We start from the raw sequence: 24507 nt of genomic DNA, 5'->3' as shown, positions 1-24507 counted from the left end.
AGCAATCGTTGTTGCCTCATGGACCCACGAGCCGTTTTGAGATCACGCGCACTGTCGTCACTTTTCGCATCATCCCATTCCAATTCCAATAACCGGGGAACGACCCGAAGGAGCCGAGCATGTCCAATCCGCAACCCGCTGTGCGCCGCGTCGCCGTTATCGGGGGCAACCGGATTCCGTTTGCCCGCTCGAATACCGCCTACGCCACCGCGTCGAATCAGGACATGCTGACCTTCACGCTGCAAGGTCTGATCGATCGATACAACCTGCACGGCGAGCGTCTCGGCGAAGTCGCGGCGGGCGCGGTCATCAAACATTCGCGCGACTTCAATCTGACGCGCGAATCGGTGCTCTCCACGACCCTCGCGAAAGAAACGCCCGCGTACGACGTACAGCAGGCCTGCGGCACCGGACTCGAAGCCGCGATTCTGGTCGCCAACAAGATCGCACTGGGACAGATCGAAGCGGGCATTGCGGGCGGCGTCGATACGACGTCCGATGCACCGATCGGCGTCAACGAACGGATGCGCAAGATTCTGCTCGAAGCGAATCGCGGCAAGAGCACGGGGCAGCGCGTCGGCGCGTTGACCAAGCTGCGGCCCGGGATGTTTTTCAAGCCGCTGCTGCCGCGCAACGGTGAGCCGCGTACCGGGCTGTCGATGGGCGAACATTGCGAACTGATGGCCAAGCGCTGGAACATTTCGCGCGAGGCTCAGGACGTGCTCGCGTATGACAGTCATCGCAAGCTCACGGACGCGTATGCGCGCGGCTTCGTCAACGATCTGATGACACCGTATCGCGGCCTCTCGCGCGACAACAATCTGCGCTCGGATCTGACGCTGGAAAAGCTCGCGAATCTGAAGCCGGTATTCGATCGCGACGCCGGTACGCTAACGGCGGGCAACTCGACGCCGCTCACCGACGGCGCATCCGCCGTACTGCTCGCGAGCGAAGCATGGGCCGCACAGCATGGTCTACCGGTGCTGGCTTACCTGAGCTGGTCGGAAACCGCCGCCGTCGATTTCTTCGACAGGAAAGAAGGTCTGCTGATGGCGCCCGCTTATGCCGTGCCACGCATGTTGGCGCGAGCGGGTCTCACGTTGCAGGATTTCGATCTGTACGAAATTCACGAAGCCTTCGCGGCGCAGGTGTTGTGCACGCTCGCCGCGTGGCAGGATGACGAGTATTGCCGCACACAACTCGGCCTGCCCGGCCCGCTCGGCGAGATCGACAGGACGAAGCTGAATGTGAACGGGAGTTCGCTTGCTACCGGCCATCCGTTTGCCGCAACCGGCGGGCGCATTGTCGCGGGACTCGCGAAAATGCTCGCGCAACTCGACAAACCAGCGGGCACCGCACGAGGCCTGATCTCGATCTGCGCGGCAGGCGGCCAGGGCGTGGTCGCGATTCTCGAACGGTGAGCTGCGTGGCTACGTCGGGAGCGCCCCAAATGCTCGCCGACCATTCCGCTTCAGTTGTGCCGCAGTTCCGTTCCACACGCTACCGCCACGCACGCGCTGCATGGCGCCGATGACTGGCCGCGAGACCAGCACACAAACAGATGAAGTCCTGACTTCAGGAGACGACCGATGACCCAGCCCACCCAAGCCCCGCTCTCACCTGCAGCACCGTCTACGTTCAACCCGGCAGCCGACGTCCAGGCTCCCGCGCAAAAGCCAGCGCGCGCCCCGAACACCGACAGCATCTGGTACGCGTCGTATCCGCATGACGTCCCGCACGATATCGACGTCACGCAATACGAATCGATTCCGCAGTTTTTCGACGAATGCGTCGCGCAGTTTCGCGAACGGGTCGCGTATGTGAGCGTCGGCGCGAATCTGACGTATGGCGAACTCGGGCGCAAGGCGGCGGCGTTCGCGGCGTATCTGCAAAGCATCGGTGTGAAGCCGGGCGAGCGCGTCGCGATCATGCTGCCGAATACGTTTCAATATCCGGTGTCGCTGTTCGGCGTGCTGAAAGCCGGCGCGGTGGTGGTCAACGTGAATCCGCTGTACACGGTGCGCGAACTCGCGCATCAACTGAAAGACAGCGGCGCGCAAACCATCATCGTGTTCGAGAACTTCGCGAAGACCGTCGAAGACGCGCTGCCCGGCACCAAAATCAAAAACGTGATCGTGACGGGTCTCGGCGACCTGCTCGCCGACGGTCTGAACCTGAAGGGACGTCTACTGAATTTCGTGTTGCGTCATGTGAAGAAGATGGTGCCCGCTTACAAGCTGCCGCAAGCGGTGCCGTTGCTTGAAGCGCTTTCCATCGGCTATTCGCGGCCGGTGAGCGCCGTACGCAGTGGTCACGACGACATCGCGTTCCTGCAATACACCGGCGGCACCACCGGCGTCGCGAAAGGCGCGATGCTCACGCACAAGAACATCATCGCCAATTTATTGCAGGCGAAGGCGTGGGCCGAGGGGCAACTGAACGGCGACATCGAAACCGTGCTCACGCCGCTGCCGCTCTATCACATCTATTCGCTGACGGTGAACGCGCTGATCTTCATGGGACTCGGCGGGCGCAACATCCTGATTGCGAATCCGCGCGACGTGAAGCGCGTGATGATGATCATCCGCCACGAAAAATTCACCGGCATGACGGCCGTCAACACGCTCTATAACGCGTTTCTCGACAACGAGGAATTCTGCAAGCGCGACTTCTCGAACCTGAAGCTCGCGATGGCGGGCGGCATGGCGACGCAGAAAGCGGTCGCCGACCGCTTCAAGGCGGTGACGGGCAAGCCGATCATCGAAGGCTACGGGCTGACTGAATGCTCGCCGATCGTCTCGATGAATCCCGTCGACCTCAGCAATATGCGCGACTTCGAAGGCTCGATTGGCTTGCCCGCGCCGTCCACCCATGTGCGTTTCAGAAAAGACGATGGCAGTTGGGCGAACATCGGCGAAGCGGGTGAGTTGTGCGTGAAGGGACCGCAGGTGATGAAAGGCTACTGGAATCGTCCGGAAGAAACCGCAAAAGTGATCGGCGACGACGGCTGGCTCGCTACCGGCGATATCGGCGTCATGGATTCGCGAGGCTTTATCCGCCTGATCGACCGGAAGAAGGACATGATTCTCGTATCCGGTTTCAACGTCTATCCAAACGAGGTCGAAGACGTGATCGCCGCGCATCCGGACGTGCGCGAAGTGGCCGCAATCGGCGTGCCCGATGCAGCGCAAGGCGAGCGTGTGAAGGTCTTTATCGTTCGACGCAATGCGTCGCTGACCGCCGAGCAGGTCATCGCCCATTGCCGCAAGAATCTGACTGGCTACAAGGTGCCGAAGCTGGTCGAGTTTCGCGACGAGCTGCCGCAGACCAACGTCGGCAAGATTCTGCGCCGTGCGTTGCGCGACGAGGAACTCGCGAAGCAAAAGTCTGCCTGACAGGCAGGACGCTTTGCGTCGCCCTCGACCTTACGGAGAGATTCATGAAGCACCGCCTGTCTGCACGCTCATGCCGCTGGTTGGCCTTCATGCGCTCGGGCCGTGGCGTGGTATCGGGTGCGTGTGCGGTAGATTCGCGTGGTGCGCCGAATATTGCGCGCTGTTTCGCGTCGACTATGGGCGCGCAACAAAATGCGTCGCGTAGCTGCTTCCCGCGCGCGACGCTGATTGCCGCATTGATTGCCGGCGCCGCGGCAATCGCCTCCCCCTCGGCGTTCGCGCAGAACGACGACACCCCGCCTCCGCTCGACACCGCCGTGGCCGTCAAGCCGCCGGCCACGCCGCCTTCGCAGGTCGGCAAGCTCACGCTCGATCAGCAGGTCAAATGGCTGCGCGCCGCGCAACAAAGCGGCGCGATGGAAAAGCTCGGCGACGATCAACTGGTCGCGCTATTCCAGTCGCTCGATCCGCTCGCGTTGCCGCGTTATATCAAGGAAGGGCCGAACGGTTACCCGTCGTATGAATTCACGATGTCGCGCTCGGAGCGCATTCACGGGCAATGGCCCGGCACACCCGATCACATGCTGGTGCGCATTGCGCACGACCCCTTGCGCATCTACGCGAACTGGCTGCCTGACGGTGCGCACGCGGGTCAGGAAATCATTTACGACGAGTCCAAACGAAGCGACGAAATGTACGGTCACCTCGGCGGCATCATGAACGTCATGCCGCTGTGGACTTCGCTGACCGGCACCCTCGCCCACTCGCAATCGAATCACCAAGTGCGCGATCTCGGCACCGAGTACATTGCGAACCAGTACCTCAGCGAAGGCAAGAAATACGCAGAGGCCGGCTTGCCGCGCTCGACCCAGGTGGAAGTCAAAACCGTCGACGGCGTGCGCGTGGTGGCCTTCACTTTCGAAACGCCGACCGGTCAGCCGCAGTTCTACGCGAAGAAGGAAACGCTGGGGCTCGATCTGCGGCATCCGTACTTTCGCACGGTCGAGTCTTACGACAACGACGGCAAGCTGTTCGAGAAAATCGTGTTCGAAAACATCACGCCGAAAACTTTCGACGATTCGACTTTCGATCCGAAGAACAAGGCTTATAAGTTTTAGGCTTCGTGGCGGTGGAGCGCGCGTGGCGTGAAAGTGAAAGCGGTGTGAACGTGCTCTTCAGCTGAGGGGACGTTCTGCGTGACAAGGTCATCGGCTCGCCATCCCGCACGGGTGACCAGTTCGCGAAGAACGAAGTAGTCGGATGCGCGGATGACACCGATTAGCGAAGACGTCGGCGTCATCCGCGCTGCGAGTGTCGCGTACCAGAGTGCGCCGATATCGTCACCGGTTTCGAAGACTGGCAATTTCAGATCCGCGGCATAGCTGGCGAACGCCGGGCCGCAGGTCAACGAGCGATCGACGATCGCCAGCGTGTTGCTGCGCGACGCCGCCTCGGCAAGAGAAGGCCACGCGCCGGCCGCGATGGTCGATAGCCATGCGCCGGTCAGCATGAAAGTGCGTCGGTTCATCGAACGATTCCACGTCACGTATAACCCCGCCGGTCGCGCCATGCAGCGGGCCAGATCCCCTGCTTGCCCGGCGCGAGAATACCGTTGGGGTCCAGTGCATCCTTGATCGTTTCCGATAGCCGCAGCAACGCACCATCGTTGAAGCTGTACTGGGCCGCCGCGAAATCCATATACGCGAGATGCGAGCGATATTCGCCATAGCCCGCCGCGCGCGCATCGCTCATCAGCGAGCGCAATAGCGCACCGGCCTGCTCGACCTGGTCCGCGTCGCCGCGATCGAAAATCGCCGCAAAAATGTGATGCAGATGACGCTCGCCGGCCGTAAAGCCGCCGTAGTAATCGAAGCCATATTCGGCGGCTCGTGACTTGACCATCGTGTACTGACGCAACGCGTCGCGGCCAGTCGCCGGACAGAGCGGCGCGAAGTCCACGTGCGCGCCCGCGCCGCCGCGCCAGTCGAGCATGCGGAAGGCGCTCATCGACGGAATGCCGGCGAGGTTGCGGTCGCCGCCGCCGGTGGGCTGCCTGTCATCCGCCGCGCCCGAATAGCGCGCGGCGGACAGCCTCGCGCCGGGCACACGCGCGAACGCGCGCTGCACGATCGCGTAACGCGCGTCGATCAGTTCGGGGGTGCCGTAGAGCGCGAAATGCAGATTCCAGCGGCCTACGTCCAGCTTGTCGAGCATCGCGGCCACCGCGCTTTCGGGCATCGCGCCAGCGCCCTCGTACCACTGCCTGCGCGACGACAACCCCGCCGCCCGGCGCAAGCCGCCTTCGATCACCACATGGTTGCGGATCGTCTCGTCGAGCCGCAACGGCCGCAGGATATCGACGATGGTTTCGAGGTCGGCCTCGTGGCGAAACTGGATTTCGCCGAGCAGATACGCAGGCGGTGCAGGCATCAGCCAGACGCCGAGTTTGGTGACGATGCCGTAGTTCGACTGCATGAACATGGCGTCGAACGACGGGCCGTAGCCAGGCTGAAAAAGCTGCCACGCCGTGCCGGTTTCGATCCCGCCCATGCCTGTGCGCACCACGTCGCCGTTGGCGAGCACCACTTCCATCCCGCATTGCTTCGCCGCGTGATCGCCGTAAGCGGTGTAGCCGAAGCCCCGTTCTAGCGTGTTGCCGACCACGCTGCCCCAGCCGGCCGCGGGCGGATCGACCCATAGCCGATAACCCTTGTCGCGCAGATGCGCGTACAGATCGAAGTAGCTCACGCCGGGTTCGACGAGCGCGTACGCGAGCGTTTCGTTGACCTCGATGATGCGGTTCATCCGCTGCAGATCGAGCACGACCGATCCGGACAGACGCGGCGCCGCGCCGCCGTACGCGAAATTGCGTCCGGTGGAGACCGTCCAGAGCGGAATGCGATATTGATTGGCGATGCGCAGCACCGCGCGAATCTCATCGACCGATGCGGGCAGCAGCGCGGCGCTGGCGGAAAACGCCGCGCGCTCGCCGGGCGCGAATGGATCGAGATAAGTGGCAAGACCGGCAGCGGATGTGACGACGTGCGCCTCGCCAATGACCTGCCGCCAGCTGGCGAGCGCCTGATCGAACTGGGCAGCGGATAGTGTCGGCGGCAGGAGTGTGGGCAAGGAGGTTTCCTTTGCGGTCGATGGGCGCAAGAGGTGGCGATGGGTTCTGCGGGCAGGCGTCGCTGCGCGCTTGTGCGGCCGCCCTACTGCCAGGCCTCCGGCTTCCCGCCCAACGCGCTGCACACGTCGATGGCCATCGAGCGCAGCTTGCCCTCCGCGATCGCTCCCGATAACGCATAACCCATGCCGTCGCTGATCCAGTAGAAGGTGCGCCGGTTGCCGTCGCGGAACAGACGGAACTCGGTTTCGTCGCGCGCGATGCCGGTCACATACAGCGTCAGACGCGCGCCCTCGTGGTTTTCGTACATGAACTGCGCTGCGGGTCCCGCCTCGCCGGGCAGCAGCCGCCCGCCGACCAGCGAGTAGCCATACTCCTGCAATGACGGCACCGACAGCGGACGGTTTAGCCGCTTGGAGAGCCAGTTGATCAGATGCTCCTCGTCGCTCGCCGCGACTTCCACCGGATGACGCCGCTCCGGCGAGTACACCGCATACGCGATATCCGCGCGCTGCGCAAAGCCGGGAGGCTGGCCACCGAGACCACGCCATGCGCCGCCCGTCAGACGCGGCGCGAGCGGCCCGACGGCGAGTGCGAGTCCCGCGCCCGCCGCCAGCCAGCATGCGGCGACGCCGACGCGTTGCCACCACGGAACCGGCCTGCGAATGACGATGAAAGCGGGTTCGTCCGCGTCGATGCGGGGAGCGGGATTCGCGTTGGCATAGACGTGCCGGGAATCGGCATGTTCTTCGTCCCGGTTGATGCGGTCGCTGCCGTCGTTGCCGTCGTTGCGGTCACGCGCCTCCTCCGGGTCGTCGTCGTTCACGACGCCATAAGCGCGCGCGCCCCGGTCACCGCGCGGCGAAATCCCGCACAAAGCGCGCAGCGCGGCCTTCTGCGCGCGCCACGCCGCCACCTTCGCCGCCGCCTGCGGATGCTGGGCGAGCTTCGCCTCGACCTCGACGCGCTGCGCTTCCGGCAACTCGCCGTCGACGAACGCCGACAGCGCCCGCAGATCGAGCCCCTCGGGCAAGCTGTGATCGTAGTCGTCGTTATTCATCGCGGATTTCTCACTACTTTCAACGGCGGAGGCTTGCGCGCCGTCCCCGGCGTACTGTCCTGAGCCGCGCCCTGCGCCGGCCCTTCCGTCAGCAGCACGCGCATATGCTCACGCGCGCGCGACAGCCGCGACATCACCGTGCCGATCGGCACGCCGAGCGCGCTCGACGCCTCCTGATACGACAGTTCCTCCACGCAAACCAGCAGTAGCACTTCGCGCTGCTCGACCGGCAGGCAATACAGCGCCCGCTGCAGATCGCGCAACACCAGTCCGTCGACTTCGCCCTGCGGCGCTTCAAGGTTGCGCCACGGCGCGCTTTCATCGTCGACGGCAATCTCGCGGCGGCCGCGCAACTGGTCGATGTAAAGATGCCGCAGGATGGTCAGTAGCCATGCCCGCAAATTGCTGTTGGGGCGGAACGCGGACCAGCGCGCAAGCGCACGCTCCGCCGTATCCTGAACCAGATCGTCGGCCCATGCGCGATCGCCCGTCAGTGCGCGCGCATAGCGGCGCAACTGCGGGAGCCACGCAATCACTTCGGCTTCAAAAGTCACCCGCGTAGGGACATTCAGTAGCCGCCGGTGCTGCCGCTTCCACTGGAACTCGACGCACCGCTGTCGGTCGACGTGCAGCCGCTGGTCGCCAGCGAACCGAACGCAAGGGCCAGCAGCACGAAAACTGCGGAAAAGATACGCGAAATCGTCATGATGAGTCTCCTGATGAACAACGTCCCGACGCTGCCTTCGCGTGCCGCGCGGCATTCGGCCGACACCCGGCCACCGGCTGCACGGCCACGCTCGACATGCAGCACCGCCATGCATGACTTAACGCGGGCAGCGCGTGATTTATTCCACCAGGCTTAAACCCTTTCGCCTTCTTTTTCCGCCAGCCTTGCGGCGATGACCTGGGTATGTCGGCAGAACACGCCATTCGTCCGCAGATTCGTAACTCAACGTTACAGCCAATAGTAATCGGATGCTTATGTGTCCCCAAGCCGGTATAGTGGACCCAGTTCGCCCACCGACGCGCTCTGCCCCCACACAGGGTAGAATTGCGGCGAACCACTGTCTTTCTAACTCGAATTGTCCATGGCTTCCGCAGAATCGCATCCGCAAAACGACTTCATGAACGCTGCGCGCAAAGAGCGTAAGCGCGTCGAAATCTACCTCGTCAACGGCATTCGCCTGACCGGGTGTATCGAGTCGTTCGATCAGTACCTGGTGATGCTGCGCACGCCTGTCGGCCTGCAAGGCATCTACAAGCGCGCGATCTCGACGATCCAGCTCGACACCGGCACGCGTCCGGCACCGCGCGCGGGCCGCCCGTCGCACGGCGAGCACAACACGCGCGGGCCGCACGGTTCGCGTGAACCGCGCGAGCATCGTGAACCGCGTGAGCCTCGCGAGTCGTATGGCGCGCCGTCTTCAGACCGCTCGCCGTCCGAGCGCTCGTCTTCCGAGCGCAGCGGTTCGTCGGATGGCCCGGTGGTCGTCACGCGTCGCCGACGCCTGTTCGGCACGGGTGGCGGCGACGGCGGCAACCATGGTGGCGGCAATCATGGCGGCGGCAGCAGCAGCCACGAATAAGCCGCTTCAACAGCGCTCGGTTATGTCCTGCAAGTCAGTTACTCCGACACATGGCCGAGCCGCTGCAAAAATCCTCTCCAGTCGTTTCACCTCCTGCTTCGTCAGCTCAAATCCGCCTTTGACCGCCAGCACGCGGCGTCCCCAGTACAGGACGTTTAGCATGCGCGGCGCCGGTTGATTTGTCGCCCAACTTCGTCGTCCAATCCAGTTGTTCCAGTTTTGTCTCGCCAACGTGTAAAGCGTTCAGGCGCTGCGCGTCCGTAGCTTTTTTCCGGTTCATGTGATTTGCCGTCCGATGGTGGGCTCATAGCTCGCCGGTATTTTTATGCTTCGCTTTTGAGCGACGTCGGCGGAGACACGGAAAACGAATTGTCACCCGACAGTGCAACGGATAAGTTTGCATGCGTGCCCCCGAGCACGTTGAACGTCCCACTCTGAACACAACGCTTACGGCGTAGCGTCCTATGCCGTTCAGCCGATGTTCGCCGACGCTGACTATGCGCTATGCTGAATTCGTCGCCCCTCTTCTAACGGAGCACGTCATGACCAGCAAGAAGCACCCAGAACCTAAACCAGCGAGCAGTGCGTCGCCTGCCGAGTCGATGGACAGCCGTCTCGACGAGGCGCTCGAGGAAAGCTTTCCTGCCAGCGATCCCATTGCCGTCGATCCGGCCGAACCGCGTAAAACGACTGCAACGGAAGCGTCTTCGGAGGGAAAGAAAAAGCGTTAGGACTTGCGACGCGGTTTGGGTTGCGGGCTGAGTTTCTTGCCGCAGGTTTGCGTGGGGCTGTTTTTGCGCCACCGCCTGTTTGCGTTAGTGCGAGGCTTGCGGTGTGGTTTTGCAATGCCCGCGTTAATGCATTTGCGTGCGTAGACAGAAGCATCCGTCAAACGAACGGGGCTGCGCAACAAAACAAAGATGAACTTGGGGTGCCACGAGAATCGGTGCCCGGTGCACAAGCTAAACAGTCTCGCAACCGGCACGAAATAAAGCGCATTTCCGGAAGAACGACCGCCATCGCAAAAGAACGGATGACAGCCGGATCATCACGCCAATGAAAACCAGGCGGACTTCGCTATCGCCACCGCGTCGCCCGCCCGTCTCACCAGCCTCAGCCCATCGCACTCAGTGCGGAGGCAGGCCGCTTTCCAGTTCGCGCTGCAACTCGCGAACCTGACGCTGTGCGGCACGCAACTGGTCTTGCGCGACCGTCTTCTGCTGAGCCAATGCCGTAGCTTCGGCACGGCTTTGTTGCTGCTGGCTCGCCACAATGCTCTGCTGCTGACGCGCAATGTCGAGGTCGGCCTGCAGCCGGTTCGCGCGATCTTGCGACAGCGCGATCATGCGCTGCGTGAACGCTTTCTGTGCTTCGAGCTGAGTGCGGCGAATCTCCACATCGGACAGCTGCACGGTCTGGCGCACAAAGTCCTTGTAGATCAGATCGGCACGCGTGGCGTCCTGCGTCTTGATCACGCGCCAGAAGTTTTTCTGCTGGAACAACGCGACGTAAAACGTCATTTCCTTGCCGTAGAACAGCAGGCTCGCTCCGTAGCTGCCGTTATAGGTAGTGCGCAATTCGCTGAGATCCGAGCCGCGGATCATCTGCTGCAATTCCGCGACATTGCCCGCGGCAGACTGCTTGTTTTCGTCGGGCGTAAGCGCCGTGGTGTCGGCCTGTGCGGCTTGCGATGTGGGTGTTGCCGGCAACGCCGTAGTGGTGCCTGGCTGGGAAACGACGCCAGCGCCCGGGCTGTTTTGTAGCGCCTGAGCATTCACGCCTTGCACTGCCCCAAACGAGATGAATGCGGCAAACGCAATCTGTCGTAGTCTCGACTTTCGGTCCATGTAATTCCTGCTCGAACAGTTTTTGTTTTAGTCAAACAGCCCATTATTACTCACTTTCGCGCGTTTCGGGCTCTTCATCAAAAATTTGATACTTGCGCATTTTCTCCCACAAAACCTTGCGGCTGATGCCCAGATACAGCGCCGTATCCTGCCGGCGCCAGCCGTTTGCATCGAGCGCGGCAAGCACGCGGTTGCGCTCCGCCATGTCCCATTTACTGCGATCCACCAACACCTCGGCGGCGCTTTCCACGGGCACCGGCTGACTGCTGCGCGCCAGCGCCAGCAGGCGTTGCAGACGCGCCGCATCCCACGCGCCGATCTGCCGCACCGTCACGCCGATCCGCTCCGCCAGGTTGCGCAATTCGCGTACGTTACCCGGGAAATAGGTATCCGCGACGGCATCCGCGAGCCAGTACGGCAGATCGGGCAACGCGGACAGCTTCTCCTGACCGACCACCTGCGCAATGAACGCCTTGAAGATTGCGATCTTGTCGACGGCGCCGCGTTCTTCGAGCGACGGAATCTTCAACTCGATCACCGCGAGCCTGTAGTACATATCGGCACGGAAAGTGCCTTCCTTTACCAGTTGCGGCAAATGCTTGTTGGTCGCCGCCACCAGCCGGAAATCGAGCTTGACGGGCGACGCCGAGCCGATCCGCGTAACCGCGCTGTCCTCCAGCACGCGCAGCAGCTTGACCTGCTGATAAAGCGGCAGATCGCCGATTTCGTCGAGAAACAGCGTGCCGCCGTCGGCCTGCTCGAAGTAGCCTTTATGCGCGACCACCGCGCCCGTGAACGAGCCCTTCGAGTGACCGAAAAACAGCGATTCGAACAGGCCGTCCGGGATCGCTCCGCAGTTCACCGCGACGAACGGACCCTGCCCGTAGCGGCTGTGTTTTTCGTGCAGCAGTTGCGCGATGCGCTCCTTGCCGACGCCGGTTTCGCCATGCACCAGCACGCTCGTGTCGCAGTCGGCGAAGGTGTCGACTTCGTGCAGCAACGCCTGCATGCATTCCGAATTCGCGATCATCGCGTCGGATTCATGCGTTTTGGCACTGTGCGCCCGCATTTGCAGCACCAGCTTCATCACCATGCCGCGCAATTCCGCGCAGGTGAAATCGAGCGGCAGAATGTGCGAATACTCGGACGGATACGCCGCCGGATCGTGCTCGCGCGGCGCGGCGCCGACCCACACCACCGGAATGCCGTGCGCCGCCTGCCAGTCGCGCAGGATCAGCGCGCCGCTGTCGATCACCGAGACGCTGATGATCGCGAGCGACGGCCGCAGCGCGGTCCGTTCGGGCGAGATCGCGATATCGTCCGCGCGGATCACTTCGACGTCGAAGCTCGCCATGCAGCGCGCGACCCGGTCGACGATGTCGGCCTTGCCCTCCCAGACGTAGATATCGAGTTCCTCGATTTTGGTGGTGGTTCTCATCTTGGACACGCTATTGGACCAGTTGCGGGACGCCGCACGTCAGCGACATGTTATGGACGGTAGCCGTGCCGATCTGAACGCCGAGCAGCGTCAGCACCGGACCGACCACTGCGTTGAGCAGGCCGAAAATGCTTTGGAGCAACGGCGACAGCGTGGTGCTGACAAGCGAAATCACGCTGGAAAGAAGATCGCCCAGAAGATTGCTGCCGAGCACCTGAAGCGTCAGGGCATTCGGATTCGACAGTTGTCCGAGCAGGATCGAGGTCAACGACGAAAGATCGCTGCCCAGCGCGTTGGAGTTCACGGGCTGGGCCACCACGTTGAAACTGCCCGACGAACCGTTGATCGACACGTCGGTCGATCCGGGCGACAGTTGCGCCGGGCCGAGGCCTGCCAGCGAGACGTTCAGCACGTTGGCGCCCAGCAGAGTGACGGACGCCACGTTGACAGGCGGCACGACGCTGCCCGGCGTGCAATTTGTCACACCGCCCAGGCATAGCCCTGCGAGACCGGGCGTCACCTTGAACGTCACCGTCGTGGCCGCCTTGGTGTTTTCGCAATCGACATTGGACAGCTGCGCCGTCCCTGGCGCGACATAGAGCGTCACCATCAGCGGCGTGTTGAGCAGCGCGACCGACGCCAGGCCGAGGTTCACGCTCGGCAATGCCGCCAGCGTGAGCGTCACCTTGATCGCCGAGGTGCGCGCGGTAACAGGCGGCGTGAGACCGGCCTCGCCGACCGCCAGCACGGGCGGATTGATCATCTGCATCGACATGCCGGCGACGCCGGTCAGCCCCGCCGCGACGTTGATCACCGGGGCGGTGCCGCTCGAATTGCTCTGCGCGATCTGCGCGGCGGCCAGCACCGTGTCGAGCACGTTGATGGTCGCGGTCGCCGCCGAATCCGGATTGGCGAGTCCGAGCGCGAGCAGCCCGGTTGAGGTACTGCTGTTGTAGCCGAGGTTGATGTTCTGGCCGCCGGGCACGGTGACGGCCAGCGTCTGCAGGATGGCCGCGTCGATCGTGTCGCCGCCGCTCTGCAACGCCTTGACCATGGCAACCACCAGCTTCTGATAGCTCACCGAGGTCGCCAGCAAACCTTGCATCGACCCTGCGTTCAGCGCCGTCATCAACCCGGCCAGATTGATATTCGCCGCCGCGAGGCTTTGCGTGTCACCGACACTCAATGCCACGTTCGAATGCAGCAAGCCGCCCAGAATCGCGTTCAGCAACACCGATTGCTGCGTGTTGAGGGTCGCGATGCCGGTGCCGAGCGAGAACACGGCGACATTCGACGCAACCGCGACAGACGACGCCGTCACCGTCTGCCCTTTGCCGACGAGGAAGAGATACGGCACGTACTGCGAGACGTTCACACTCACCGCGTTGGCCGGCGTGCCGCTTTTGTTGAAGGCCGTGGCGGCAGCGCCCGGCGTCCAGCGTCCGCAGACCGCCTGAAGCGTTTTCGTCGTGCCGGCGGCAGTAAAGCCGTTGGCCGTCGCGTTCGCCCGCGCGGTGGTCGAGACGGTGGTCGCGCAGCCGTTGGGCGTGCTGACCACCTGCACCGCCGCCAGAGCCGCCAGATCGGCTGTGCGCTGCAACTGCCTGCGCACGAAAAAGACATTCCCGACATCGATCGCAGCGAGCGCCGCCAACGCGACGACCAGAAACATCACCGCGACGATCGCAACCGCGCCATGCTGACGGCGCGCGCCGCCGACGCGCCGCAAGCGCGGCCTGCGCACGGAGCCAGGCGGATCCGCCGGACGAGCGTGCCCCGAGTGATGCGCCGGAGTCGATGGCTGCGCGTTCATGCTAGTTCAGGCCGCCGGCGCTGGCTCCACCGCCGCTGCCGCCACCGTTGCCGTTACCACCGCCGCCGAGCGCCGAGCCGTATAGATCGGGAATCTTGCCCTTGAACGATTCCATGTAGCGCCGATAGGCCAATCCGGCTTCCGAACCGAGTGTCGGCAGTGCGGGCGCAGCTTGCGCATTGCTTCGCTGCAGATCCAGCCACGCGCGAGCCGAATGCCCCACTTCGCTGGCGCGTGGTGCGGGCGGCTGGTCCTGTGCCGCCATTTGAACCGACGCGGGCGCCGGTGTTTCAGCCGATGCCTGAGCCACCCGTTGTGTATCTCCCTGCCCGGCGTCCGCGGCCGTCTGCGCCACGGCCCAGCCCGGAGCGCCGAGCACCCCAGCCGCTGCCATCGCCAGGCACAGCACCGATACGTTCCAGCCCCGTGTCATTGTTGTCTTTGTCATTTTTTACTCCCTGAATGCCTGATGACTCACCGCGTATTCACTGCCTCACCGCCGCCTGCACACCGGCTCCCCCTCACTGCGCAAAGCGTTGCAACAGACGCGGCGCCGGCTCGAGCCCCTGCGCGCTCGCCACGGTGCGCGCATCGCCGCCCGCCGCGCCCGCCGGTTGCTGCGTCTGCGCACCTTGTGCCTGCGCGCGGCCTGCTGCCGCCACTTTCGCCGCATCGGCGCGAATCGCCGAGCGCACGTCGGGCGGAAGGTTCTGCTGATTCATGATCGCCTGCGCCTGCGCCTGATCGCCGTTGGCCAGCAGATACAGCACCACGTTGCTGATGATCTTCGGGCTCTTCTGATCGAGTTCGGCGGCCTTCATCAGCGGGACGCGCGCGCCGTCGACATCGCCTGCACGCAGTTTTGCGTAGCCGAGATCCGACAGAACGACCGGGTCAGTCGGCGCGAGCTGGGCGGCCTGCTGAAGCTCCTGCGCGGCCAGCGCGAAATCGCCGCCCGCACCGGCGACCAGACCGAGCCCGCGATGTCCGCGTGCGGCCAGCGGCGTCTTCAGAAGCTGCCCGTAGGCCTGCGCTGCCGCATCCGGCTGATCCGTCATACGCAGCGCGTCGGCACGCAGCACGATCGTGTCCGGGCTCGCGCCATATTGCTTTTCGTAGGCGTCGATATGCGCGAGCGACGCGAAGTACAGCCCTTGCGACTGCATCTGGTCGATCAGCCCAAGGTACATGCCGGGGGTGTCCGGCGCGGCGTCCTTAGTGGACTGCTGCGCCATCATCGCGCGCTCCGCCTGCGCGCCGACGCCGTAGCCCGACGGTCCCGTGGACCCGCACGCACCCAGCAGCGAAAGCGCAGCCAGCGTCACGGCGCAGCAGGCGGCTCGCGTGACGCGCGTAATACGGTCACCAGCAGCACCAGGCGCACCACACGCGTCACGCGCGCTCTGAGTCACGAGGCGGCCGTCGCGCATCCGGTCATCAGTAAATAAGCGGTAAATCATGGTGCCGTCCTCAATGCTTCGACATGCTCAACGAATGCTGGACCGCCATCACGCCCGGCCCCGCGGTCACGATCATCAGCGCGGGCAACAGCGTGACGATCATCACGCCGGTCATCTTCACGGTGAGACGCCCGATGCGTTCACGTAGCATCGCCCGACGCATTTCGCGCAGACGGTCGCCGAACTGCCTGAGCGGTTCCTGCACCGCGCCGCCGTGCCGGTCCACCTGAACCAGCAGACGCACGACCGCGCGCAAATCTTCGTTGTCGTAGCTCTGCGACAACCGGTTGAACGACTGCTCGCGGGTCCGGCCGGTGGCGAACTGCCGTTGCGCGATTTCGAGTTCGCTCGACAGCACCGGCAACATCCCGCGAAAATCGCTGACCACCACCTGCAACGCCTGATCGAGCGACAACCCCACGCCCTGCAGCAAACGCAATAGATCGACCAGCAGCGGCAATTCGTTGACCACGCCATTGCGGCGCCGCCGGGCCCGCCGGGCGAGGACGATCTTCGGCAGCATGAAGCCGGCCATCGCGGCCATCACCACGATTGCGACGTAACCGGAGCCGCCAAAGTGGCCGCTGGCCAGCGTGCCGGCCAGCAACGGCAGCACTAACGCGCCAAGCAGCCGAACGATCAGAAACAGGCCGCGCGTACGGGTGTCCACGAAACCGCACTGTTCGAGCAGGCGGCGCTCTTCTTCCGCCACCACCTGACGCCCGAACGGCGTGTCGAGCCAGCGAACCCCGGTATGCGCGAAACGTTCGAGCAGTCCTTTGAAGCCCTGCGGCTGCACGGTTCGCGCGGCTTTCGGGTTGGCCTGCGCGGCGTCGCCGCTGCGTGCGACCGCTGCGGCCGCTGCGAGCGTGGCGCTTTGCTGCGCCCGTTCGTCGAGCGCGTGCCGCAACGTGCGTTCGCTGCGCCGCACCGCATTCACCCGCGCGAGCACCAGCCCAGCAAGCAGCAGGACGGCGAGCGCGGCCAGAGCGAGCGCGAGGGCGACGAGTTGATGCGCTTGCATGATCAGTCCTTCAGGCTCGATAGACGGTAGAGCAGATACGCACCCGTTATCTGCAAACCAAACGCCAGGTAGACGAGTTCCCGGCCGATGGGATCGAACCACATCGACGCGAAATATTTGGGATTGGACAGGATCAGAAATCCGCCGATGCCGACCGGCAGCAACGCCAGCACCCACGACGACAGCCGCGTTTCCGCCGACATCGCGACCAGTTCACGCTCGGCCTGTTCGAGATCGCGCATGAACGACGACATGCGGTCGAGCATCACGTCGGCGCGTCCGCCGTATTTCACCGACAGCCTCAGCACCGCGCCCACCAGTTCGAGTTCGCGCACGCCGTAGATTGTTGCGACCTGGAACAGTGCGCGGTCGATCTCGACGCCGGTGCGCAGCATTCTCGACACGTAGTCCAGACATTCGCGCAGCGGCGCATCGGTGGCTTGCAGGGCCGCCTGAAACGCGGCGGGCACGCTGTTGCCGAGCGTAATCAGCCGCACGATGCCGTCGAGGAACAACGGCAGTTGCCGCACGATCAACTCACGGCGCTTGTTCACGCGCATCGACAGCAGAAAATAGACAAACGCGCTGCATGTGACCAACGTGACGCAGGCGCCCAGCAGACCGCCCACCAGGCCGGCCCAGCCGCACAGCGCCAGCACGCTGACGACAACGATCGTGATCACGCGTTTCGGCTTCGCGATGCCCGCGCGCGCTATCACGTGATGCAGCATGAAGCTCGCGCGCGCCTGCAGGTAACGCAAGCGTGCGAGCCAGTCCGCGTCGTCGGGCGGCGCTTGCGGCGCGATCAGCCCGGCCGGTGTCTGGCGCGCCTGGGCGCCACGCGGCGCAGTTGTTGTTCCGGAACCGGCGCCACCCGTCATTCCGCCTGCCGCGACGGCCGGTGCGGCCGACGCCATGCGGCTGTCGATATAACGCTCGACGATGGCCTGGCCTTTGCGTTGCGTGCCGCGCTGCCATAGCAGCACCGCGCATGCCGCGCACAGCAGCGCGAGCGCCACCAGGACCAGGGCCGCGCTAGACATTGAAGCCTCCGCCGAAACCGCTGCCGCCCGAGCCGCCGAATCCGCCGCCGAAACCACCACCACTGCCGCCGCTGCCGAAGCCCGCATTGCCGAACGCGTTGTTCGGCTCGGCGCCGCCCAGCGCCTGACGGAAGCGCGCCAGTTTCGGCGAATGCGGATGAATGCCGAGCGATACCCAGTTGTCCTGTTCGTCGCCGTCCGCGTTCAGAATCGGCTCATAGCGATACAGCTCCTGACTCGAAATGATGTTGTCCGACAGACCGGTCACTTCGGTGATCGACAGAATCCGGCGGCGGCCGTTGGAGAGCCGGCCAATCTGCACGATGAAATCGACCGCGTTCGCGATCTGCCGGCGCAGGCTCGACTCAGTGCCCTGAAAGCCCGCGAAACCCGCCAGCATTTCGAGCCGGTACAGACATTCGCGCGGCGAACTCGCGTGCACGGTGCCCATCGAGCCGTCGTGGCCGGTGTTCATCGCCTGCAGCATTTCGAGCACTTCACCGCCCCGCACTTCGCCGACGATGATCCGGTCCGGCCGCATCCGCAGCGTGTTGCGCAGCAGGTCGCGGATCGTCACCACACCCGCGCCGTCAAAGCCGCCCGGACGCGTTTCGAGCCGCACCACATGCGGGTGATTCAGCGACAGCTCGGCGGTGTCTTCGATCGTCACCACGCGCTCGCCGTCGGGCACGTGAAACGCGAGCGCATTCAGCAGCGAGGTCTTGCCCGAACTTGTGCCGCCCGACACCAGCACGTTGCAGCGCGCCGCCACCGCCGCCTTCAGCAGCGCGCCGATTTCGGGGCTGTAGGTACCGTTCGCGAGCAGATCGTCGGGCCGCATCGGATCTTTGCGGAATTTGCGGATCGACACGATCGGGCCGTCGATCGACAGCGGCTCGATCACCACGTTGACCCGCCCGCCGTTCGGCAGACGCGCGTCGACCATCGGATTCGATTCGTCCAGGCGCCGGCCGATCGGCGCGAGAATCCGCCGCACGATCCGCAGCAGGTGCGCGTTGTCGGCGAAACGCACCTGGATGCGCGTCAGGATGCCGTGGCGCGACACGTACACGTCGTTGTAGCCGTTGATCAGAATGTCTTCGACGGCCGGATCGGCGAGCAGGTCCTCGATCGGGCCGAAGCCCGCCAGTTCCTTCGTCAGCGCCTCGGCAATCAGGCGCACTTCGCTCTCGTTGATCGGAATCCGGCGCAGCCGCACGAAGCTGTCCATCTCCAGATCGACGAACTGGTTGATCGCGTTACGCGACCAGCGGCCGAACTCCGAACCGAGTTCCTCGATGCGCGTCAGCAGATGTTCGTGCGCAGCGTTCTTGATGTCCTGGAACTGCTGGCTGTGCGCGAACGCAGGCGCGTTGTCGGCAAATTCGATTTCTTTTGCCATCTCTATGACCGCTTTTGAGTAGTGGGAATAAAGCGCTTGAGGCCGCCGAACGCCGACTTGCCGCCACGCGCCTGGGCGCTGTCGCGCTGCGCGCCGCCGAGCCGTTCGATCAGCGGTTCCAGCGCGCGCACATAGGCGTCGCGTGCGGCGACTTCGACCAGCAGATGTCCCTGATTGACCGCCTGGCCGAGCGCGACGCGCCGCTCCGGCAAGGTGGCGAGCAGCGGAATTTCGAGGCGCTGCGCGATCTGCGCGGCAGCGAGGCCGAGATCGGCGTCGAACTTGTTGACGATCAGCTTTACGTTGGCGGTGTCCACGCCTTCTTCGCGCAACGAATCGAGCACGCTGACCGCCGACACGATCGACGCGACGCCCTGGTCGCACAGCAACCAGGTTTCGTCGGACGCCTGCACCACGTGCGCGATGAACTCGCTGTTCGTGAAGCCGCCGAGGTCGATCACCTGCTGGTCGAAGAACGCGCGCAGACGGTTCAGCAGACCGATCGACGACGAGTACGACACCTCGCGCATGTCGGCGAGATTGGGCGGCAGCGTGGTCAGCGCGAGGCCGCTCGAATGATGCGACAGCGCGGTATGCACGAAGGTCTGATCGAAACGGCGCAGATTGCGCACGGCTTCGACGAAATTGAATTCGCTGCGCGTGTTCAGCAGCAGCGAGCCGTCGGAGGCTGGCAGGCCGAGATCGAGCAGCGCCGCCTTGCGCCCTTGCGCGACGTCGCGCCGCTGCAGCATCACGGAGAGGTTAGCGGCCAGCGTGCTGACGCCCATGCCGACGCGCGCGCCGAGCAGCGTCGTGACCTGGCCATGACGGCTCACCGGCTCGACGATGTTCTCCAGCACCTGGCGCGTGATGCGCAGCGCGTCCTCGGCAGGCGCGGACAGATCGATGAAATCGCGTACCCCGGCGCGCAGCGCGGCCAGCGCGCTTTCCGGCTCGGTGAGCGAGCCCAGCGCGACGATCTGCATGCCCGGATTGCCGGCTCGCACCGCGCTGACCGCCGCACTTGCCGCCGCCGCGTGACCGCCGGAAAAGTCGACGAACACCAGCGACGGGTTGAGCGTCGCGATGCGCTGCATCAGCATCACCGGATCGAGCGTGGCTGCTTCGACCGCGCCCGCGCTCATCAGCGTATCGGCGAGCCAATGCAGGTGCCCGTCGGCTAGCGACGCGAACACGAAATGGTCGGTGACCGCCCGTTCAGTCAATGAATGCGTTCTCGCGTTCATGTTGGACATCCTTTTGCAGCATGAGCCGTAAGGCCGCCGCGTCGTACTGCCTGCCGGCGCGCGCACGCGGTTCGCGCGCACGCCGGCTCAAGCCTGTATTCATCCGCAGCGCCCGACGGGCGACTATCGGCATCACTTCGAAAAACCCGGTACGGTGTCGCGCGTCGCCGCCACGCCGCCGATCAGCGAACGCCACACCGACGCGTTGCGCTGCTCCGACTGCTCGCCCGGCGTCGTCGGCAACGTCGCGCCCTTCGCGATCGGCGACACCAGATGCGGCGTCACGATGATCACCAGTTCTTTTTCGTTCTGCGTATAGCTCAACTGCTTGAAGAACGCGCCGATCACCGGCAGATCGCCGAGCATCGGCACCTTCGACACGTTCGACGCTGTCTCGCGGTCGATCAGCCCGCCGATCACGAAGCTCTCGCCATCGCCGAGTTCGACGGTGGTGTCGGCGCGGCGCGTGGTGAACGCGGGCACCGACACGCCGCTGATCGTCACCGCGTTCGTGTAGTCGAGCTGGCTCGCCTCGGGCGCCACCTTCAGCGCGATGCGCTGCGGGCTCAGCACCGTCGGCGTGAGCGTGAGCCCGATGCCGTACGACTTGTATTCGATCGACGTCGAACCGAGCGCCTGCGGCACCGGAATCGGAATCTGCCCGCCCGCGAGGAAGCTCGCGCTCTGCCCGGAAAGCGCCACCAGCGTCGGCTCGGCCAGCACGCGCGCGAGGTTGTTGCTCTCCATCAAACTGAGGTCGGCAAACAGACCCTTGGTCGCGGAACCAAACACAAGGTTGAAGGCCGAGGTCATCGGCGACGCGATCGCCGGCCCCACCGTTGCACTCGAATCCGAGGGGAACGTTTTCTGCGGCACCGTCACGGATGTCGCTCCGTTCGGGCCGATGGAGCCGAATGAAAAGCCGTTGCGCTGACTGAAAAAGTTGAAGCCGATCTGCTTGAGCACCGTGCGGCTGAACTCGACCACCCGCACGTCCACCTGCACCACCGCGCGGCTCGCCACTGTCGAGCTGTCGAACACCGAGCCGTCCTTGCCGACCGCGCCTTCCGCCGCGACCACGGCACGCTGGTGAGCTTCGGTCGTGGTCGACGAACCGGAGACCACCGCCGTCTTGCCGAGCACCTTCACGGCCGACGTATCGGGTCCGAGCAGCGCTGCGGCCGCCGGCGTGACGACGTCGACCGTGTAGTTCAGCGGCGCGTCGCTGTCGCGCGTCCAGACCATCAGGCTGGTGGTGCCCGCGGCCTTGCCGACCAGCAGCAAGCCGCCGCGCTTGTCGCCCTTGATGATCAGCACATCCGCCACCGCCGGATCGCCGATCGCCACCCGCTGCAATGCATGGCCGATCGCCACCTGCTGCTGCGCACCGACCATCATCTCGATGGTCTGCGCAGGCGTCGCAAGCGCGCTCTGGGCCGATCCGGCCGCCTGCGCACGCTGCGCCGGGCCCGCTGCGTCGGTCGCAACGGATACGCCCAGCAAAGCCAACCCAAGCCACACCGCCTTTCTGAAACCAAAAATCCGTTCTGTCATGTAGTTATGGAGGCGATTGGCCGCCCGCTCCCTGAGACTGCTTATCGGGCGACCGTTTCGGCGCGCCCACCCCGTATCACTTCGATACCGCCATTTGTACTTGTCGTGTTCGCCGCGACGCGCGTCGTCGGCAGCCGCATCTGCGGCAACGGCGGCAGGCGCGTACCCACTCCGGCACCGGCCCCCGGGCCGGTCGCGCCGGTGCTGCCCGATAGCGAGTCGAGCGCCACGCCGGCTGCGGCGCGCGTCAGGTCCGGCTGCGCGGTGGGCTCGCCCGCGTGGGCGGCTGTCTTCAGCACGCCAGGCAGAACCGGCAGCGCGTTCGGGTCGATGACGTCGGGATCTTTAGGATTACGCAACGCGAAGACGAGACGGCCCGCACTCTCGGCGAGCGTCAGACGGTCCACGTCGGCCACCGGCACCGCGAGCACCGCCGTGCGCACCATGCCGCTCGGATCGCCGCCGGTGTCGCCGGTGGTGGTCGCATTACCGAACGCCAGCACGCGCACTTTCGACATCAGCAGACGCGCCTGGGTACGGTCGATTTCACCGCCCATGCCGGTGTTGCCATCGCGTTTGAGCGTGAAAAACACGTCGATGAAATTGCCGGGACGCAAGCGGTTGCTGACGGCATTGCTCTCGTCCACCCGCACGGCGATCGCGCGCTCGCCCGGTTCGATGCGCTCGGCCAGACCCGACGACAACTGCGACTCCAGCACCGGCGAATCCGCGCCGATCTCGACGCCCGGTACGCGGCCGACGAGTTGCGACGGATCGGTGAATGCGCCGTTCGGGTTGATCGGCAGCGACTGCACGCGCAGTTGATCGGCGGTGATGGCTTTGCCTGGCGGCAAGGTCTTGCTCGCCACCACGACCTGATACGACGTGGGCGTGGCGGGCGCGACGGCCACGGTCGCCGGGCGCCGCGACAGCGTCCACGCGAACAGCCCGAGGACGAGCGCGACGGCGATCAGCACGCCGGCCAGAATTTTGGTCAGATTCGGCATGACGATGGGCTGCGTCGGTTGATGGCGGCCGTGAGCGCGACGCTGGACACGACAGTGCCCGAGGCCGCGCACGACACGCGTGCGGACACGCGCTCACGGACAGAAAGGCTGGAAGCCGGCGCGTACATCACTGAATGTTCTCCGGGTTGAGTTGGACGGTGGCGTTGCTGATCAACTGGTTCGGCGTGACCAGGTGCAGCCCCGGCAGCGGCGGCACCAGCGGATGGGCGCTGTAGTTGTAGGTCAGCACCACGTTCACGCATTGCATGCCGGTTCCGCAGGCTGCGTAAGTGGACGTGCATTGCATCGCCTTGCCTACCAGTTGCGTGGTCATCAGTTGCGCTGCGGCGCAGGCGGCGGTAGCTCGCGCGGCGAGCGCGCCTGCCATGCTGCTATTGGCCTGCCAGTTCAACGCGGCCCGCGCACCCTCCGACGCTGCGAGCGTCAGGTTCTGCTGCGCCACGAGAATCACGCTGAACGTGACAATGGCGTACAGGATCGCGAAGAACAGCGGGAACACCATCGCAAATTCGATCGCAGTGGCGCCGCGCTGCGTGCGCGTGCGGCGTGACTGCGCGCGCCTGGACGGCTGGCGCGGGCGCCGTGCTGAACCTGCGTGGGCTTCGCGAAGAGTCATCGCGCCACCCCGCCCGTTGCATGCCATACGAGCCACACGAGTGACGCAAGCGTGAGACACGCGGCATAAGGCGTCGAAGCCTTACCGCCCAGTTCGAACGTCGCGCCCGTCAGACGGCCTGCGCCGGCGAATCGCGGGCGGCTTGTGCGTGTCATCCAGTTCGTCGCCACGAGCCACACTGCGTGCGCGCCGGCCGCGAGACTCGCCGCGATCCACAAGCCCGGCAATGCGGACATGCCGCACCATGCGCCGAGGACGGCGAAGACTTTCACGTCGGCGGCACCCATCACGCCCAGCGCGAAAAACGGCAACAGCGCAATCAGTCCGACCGACGCACCGATACCGGAATGCAGTAAAGAAATGCCAAAAGGCCCGCATTGAAATAACGCGCAGCCGAATGCCGCCGCTAAACCGGCGCAAACGATTAAATTAGAAATACGCCGGGCACGGCAATCGCTAATTGCGACAACCGTGGCCCAGGCAATAAATAAAAAAATACCGGCGGAGTTATTCATTTCGCGCTCGACAGGCGAAGCAACGCAATGCGAATTGCCATGCAATTCGCATTAATCAATACAGCGATGCGTTAAAACGCCGTAGAAGCAGGCGGTTGCAATGACCGCAACCGCCTCAGCCGTTTCAGCGGACGTTTAACGGTTGCCTTGCGCTATTTAGCCGGCGCGATTAGAGCGGCGATCGCGGTGAACGCATTGGTGAGATTCCCGCTCAGTGTGGACACCGCTCCGGCGATAGCCAGCGCGACCAGACCCGCGATCAGCCCGTACTCAATGGCCGTCACGCCTTTGTTATCTCTCAGGAAACGTTGTGTGAACTTTTTCATTTTGACCCTCGGACTTGATTTATTTC

24 protein-coding genes are annotated in these 24507 nt (G+C 64.3%); 5 read left to right on the top strand and 19 right to left on the bottom strand.

Annotation, left to right across the window (positions count from 1 at the left end; all coding sequences use genetic code 11):
• The first annotated feature begins 119 nt into the window (after positions 1-119).
• From BLS41_RS07825 to BLS41_RS07815, 3 genes are all read left to right on the top strand, one after another.
• Entirely contained in the window at positions 120-1421 is a 1302-nt protein-coding gene (locus BLS41_RS07825) for an acetyl-CoA C-acetyltransferase (RefSeq protein ID WP_074763782.1), read from the top strand.
• A 168-nt stretch (positions 1422-1589) separates the two neighbouring features.
• Positions 1590-3395 carry an AMP-binding protein gene (locus tag BLS41_RS07820; RefSeq protein ID WP_074763781.1) on the top strand — a complete coding sequence of 602 codons (1806 nt, stop codon included), beginning with the start codon at positions 1590-1592 and terminating at the stop codon, positions 3393-3395.
• A 176-nt stretch (positions 3396-3571) separates the two neighbouring features.
• Positions 3572-4513 (top strand): DUF1571 domain-containing protein, encoded by a 942-nt coding sequence (locus BLS41_RS07815; RefSeq protein WP_074766365.1) that lies wholly within the window; start codon positions 3572-3574, stop codon positions 4511-4513.
• On the opposite strand, the gene BLS41_RS07810 is transcribed toward BLS41_RS07815, so the two are convergent.
• The 5 genes from BLS41_RS07810 to BLS41_RS07790 form a co-directional block, all read right to left on the bottom strand.
• The gene (locus BLS41_RS07810) at positions 4510-4923 is read right to left on the bottom strand and encodes a hypothetical protein (protein ID WP_074763780.1); all 414 of its coding nucleotides are present in this window, start codon (positions 4921-4923) and stop codon (positions 4510-4512) included. The genes BLS41_RS07815 and BLS41_RS07810 overlap by 4 nt on opposite strands.
• A gap of 14 nt (positions 4924-4937) precedes the next feature.
• On the bottom strand, positions 4938-6524 hold the full coding sequence (locus BLS41_RS07805; protein ID WP_074763779.1) for an FAD-binding oxidoreductase: 1587 nt from the start codon (positions 6522-6524) through the stop codon (positions 4938-4940).
• 83 nt (positions 6525-6607) lie between these two features.
• Positions 6608-7582, bottom strand: coding sequence for an anti-sigma factor family protein (locus tag BLS41_RS07800; RefSeq protein ID WP_074763778.1), 975 nt, complete (start codon positions 7580-7582; stop codon positions 6608-6610).
• Positions 7579-8136 carry an RNA polymerase sigma factor gene (locus tag BLS41_RS07795; protein ID WP_074763777.1) on the bottom strand — a complete coding sequence of 186 codons (558 nt, stop codon included), beginning with the start codon at positions 8134-8136 and terminating at the stop codon, positions 7579-7581. The genes BLS41_RS07800 and BLS41_RS07795 overlap by 4 nt, the downstream gene beginning before the upstream one ends.
• Before the next feature lie 14 nt (positions 8137-8150).
• Complete coding sequence (locus BLS41_RS07790) at positions 8151-8399, bottom strand: hypothetical protein (protein ID WP_074763776.1); 249 nt, start codon at positions 8397-8399, stop codon at positions 8151-8153.
• A 271-nt stretch (positions 8400-8670) separates the two neighbouring features.
• Between BLS41_RS07790 and hfq the strand changes: the two genes are divergently transcribed.
• Together hfq and BLS41_RS07775 are read left to right on the top strand one after the other, a co-directional pair.
• Positions 8671-9168 (top strand): RNA chaperone Hfq, encoded by a 498-nt coding sequence (hfq, locus tag BLS41_RS07785; RefSeq protein WP_074763775.1) that lies wholly within the window; start codon positions 8671-8673, stop codon positions 9166-9168.
• Positions 9169-9710: 542 nt separating this feature from the next.
• Complete coding sequence (locus BLS41_RS07775) at positions 9711-9899, top strand: hypothetical protein (protein ID WP_074763774.1); 189 nt, start codon at positions 9711-9713, stop codon at positions 9897-9899.
• Positions 9900-10295: 396 nt separating this feature from the next.
• Here the strand turns inward: BLS41_RS07775 and BLS41_RS07770 are convergent, their stop codons facing one another.
• The 14 genes from BLS41_RS07770 to BLS41_RS07705 all read right to left on the bottom strand — a co-directional run bounded on the left by BLS41_RS07770 (position 10296) and on the right by BLS41_RS07705 (position 24481).
• Positions 10296-11015, bottom strand: a complete 720-nt coding sequence (locus BLS41_RS07770; RefSeq protein ID WP_074763773.1) for a DUF2968 domain-containing protein — start codon at positions 11013-11015, stop codon at positions 10296-10298.
• Between the two features lie 46 nt (positions 11016-11061).
• Entirely contained in the window at positions 11062-12453 is a 1392-nt protein-coding gene (locus BLS41_RS07765) for a sigma 54-interacting transcriptional regulator (RefSeq protein ID WP_074763772.1), read from the bottom strand.
• A 10-nt stretch (positions 12454-12463) separates the two neighbouring features.
• Positions 12464-14266, bottom strand: a complete 1803-nt coding sequence (locus tag BLS41_RS07760; protein ID WP_074763771.1) for a pilus assembly protein TadG-related protein — start codon at positions 14264-14266, stop codon at positions 12464-12466.
• Between the two features lies 1 nt (position 14267).
• On the bottom strand, positions 14268-14714 hold the full coding sequence (locus BLS41_RS07755; protein ID WP_253189634.1) for a DUF3613 domain-containing protein: 447 nt from the start codon (positions 14712-14714) through the stop codon (positions 14268-14270).
• Positions 14715-14787: 73 nt separating this feature from the next.
• Complete coding sequence (locus BLS41_RS07750; protein WP_074766360.1) at positions 14788-15624, bottom strand: tetratricopeptide repeat protein; 837 nt, start codon at positions 15622-15624, stop codon at positions 14788-14790.
• Between the two features lie 112 nt (positions 15625-15736).
• Complete coding sequence (locus tag BLS41_RS07745; protein ID WP_074763770.1) at positions 15737-16750, bottom strand: type II secretion system F family protein; 1014 nt, start codon at positions 16748-16750, stop codon at positions 15737-15739.
• Positions 16751-16752: 2 nt separating this feature from the next.
• Positions 16753-17793 carry a type II secretion system F family protein gene (locus BLS41_RS07740; protein WP_074763769.1) on the bottom strand — a complete coding sequence of 347 codons (1041 nt, stop codon included), beginning with the start codon at positions 17791-17793 and terminating at the stop codon, positions 16753-16755.
• Positions 17786-19195, bottom strand: a complete 1410-nt coding sequence (locus BLS41_RS07735; RefSeq protein ID WP_074763768.1) for a TadA family conjugal transfer-associated ATPase — start codon at positions 19193-19195, stop codon at positions 17786-17788. Before BLS41_RS07735 ends, BLS41_RS07740 begins: the two co-directional genes overlap by 8 nt.
• A 2-nt stretch (positions 19196-19197) precedes the next feature.
• Positions 19198-20442, bottom strand: coding sequence for a fimbrial protein (locus BLS41_RS07730; protein WP_074766359.1), 1245 nt, complete (start codon positions 20440-20442; stop codon positions 19198-19200).
• Positions 20443-20574: 132 nt separating this feature from the next.
• Positions 20575-21996: a type II and III secretion system protein family protein gene (locus BLS41_RS07725; protein ID WP_074763767.1), complete on the bottom strand. Its 1422-nt coding sequence runs from the start codon at positions 21994-21996 to the stop codon at positions 20575-20577.
• 41 nt (positions 21997-22037) lie between these two features.
• Entirely contained in the window at positions 22038-23003 is a 966-nt protein-coding gene (gene cpaB / locus BLS41_RS07720) for a Flp pilus assembly protein CpaB (RefSeq protein ID WP_074763766.1), read from the bottom strand.
• Positions 23004-23130: 127 nt separating this feature from the next.
• Complete coding sequence (locus BLS41_RS07715) at positions 23131-23640, bottom strand: TadE/TadG family type IV pilus assembly protein (protein WP_074763765.1); 510 nt, start codon at positions 23638-23640, stop codon at positions 23131-23133.
• A complete protein-coding gene (locus BLS41_RS07710; RefSeq protein ID WP_074763764.1) occupies positions 23637-24155 on the bottom strand; it encodes an A24 family peptidase in 519 nt (172 codons plus the stop codon). The genes BLS41_RS07715 and BLS41_RS07710 overlap by 4 nt, the downstream gene beginning before the upstream one ends.
• A gap of 152 nt (positions 24156-24307) precedes the next feature.
• On the bottom strand, positions 24308-24481 hold the full coding sequence (locus BLS41_RS07705; RefSeq protein WP_074763763.1) for a Flp family type IVb pilin: 174 nt from the start codon (positions 24479-24481) through the stop codon (positions 24308-24310).
• Positions 24482-24507: the final 26 nt, after the last annotated feature.

Source organism: Paraburkholderia fungorum (assembly GCF_900099835.1).
GTDB lineage: Bacteria > Pseudomonadota > Gammaproteobacteria > Burkholderiales > Burkholderiaceae > Paraburkholderia > Paraburkholderia fungorum_A.
This window is presented reverse-complemented; position numbering and strand designations above follow the sequence as displayed.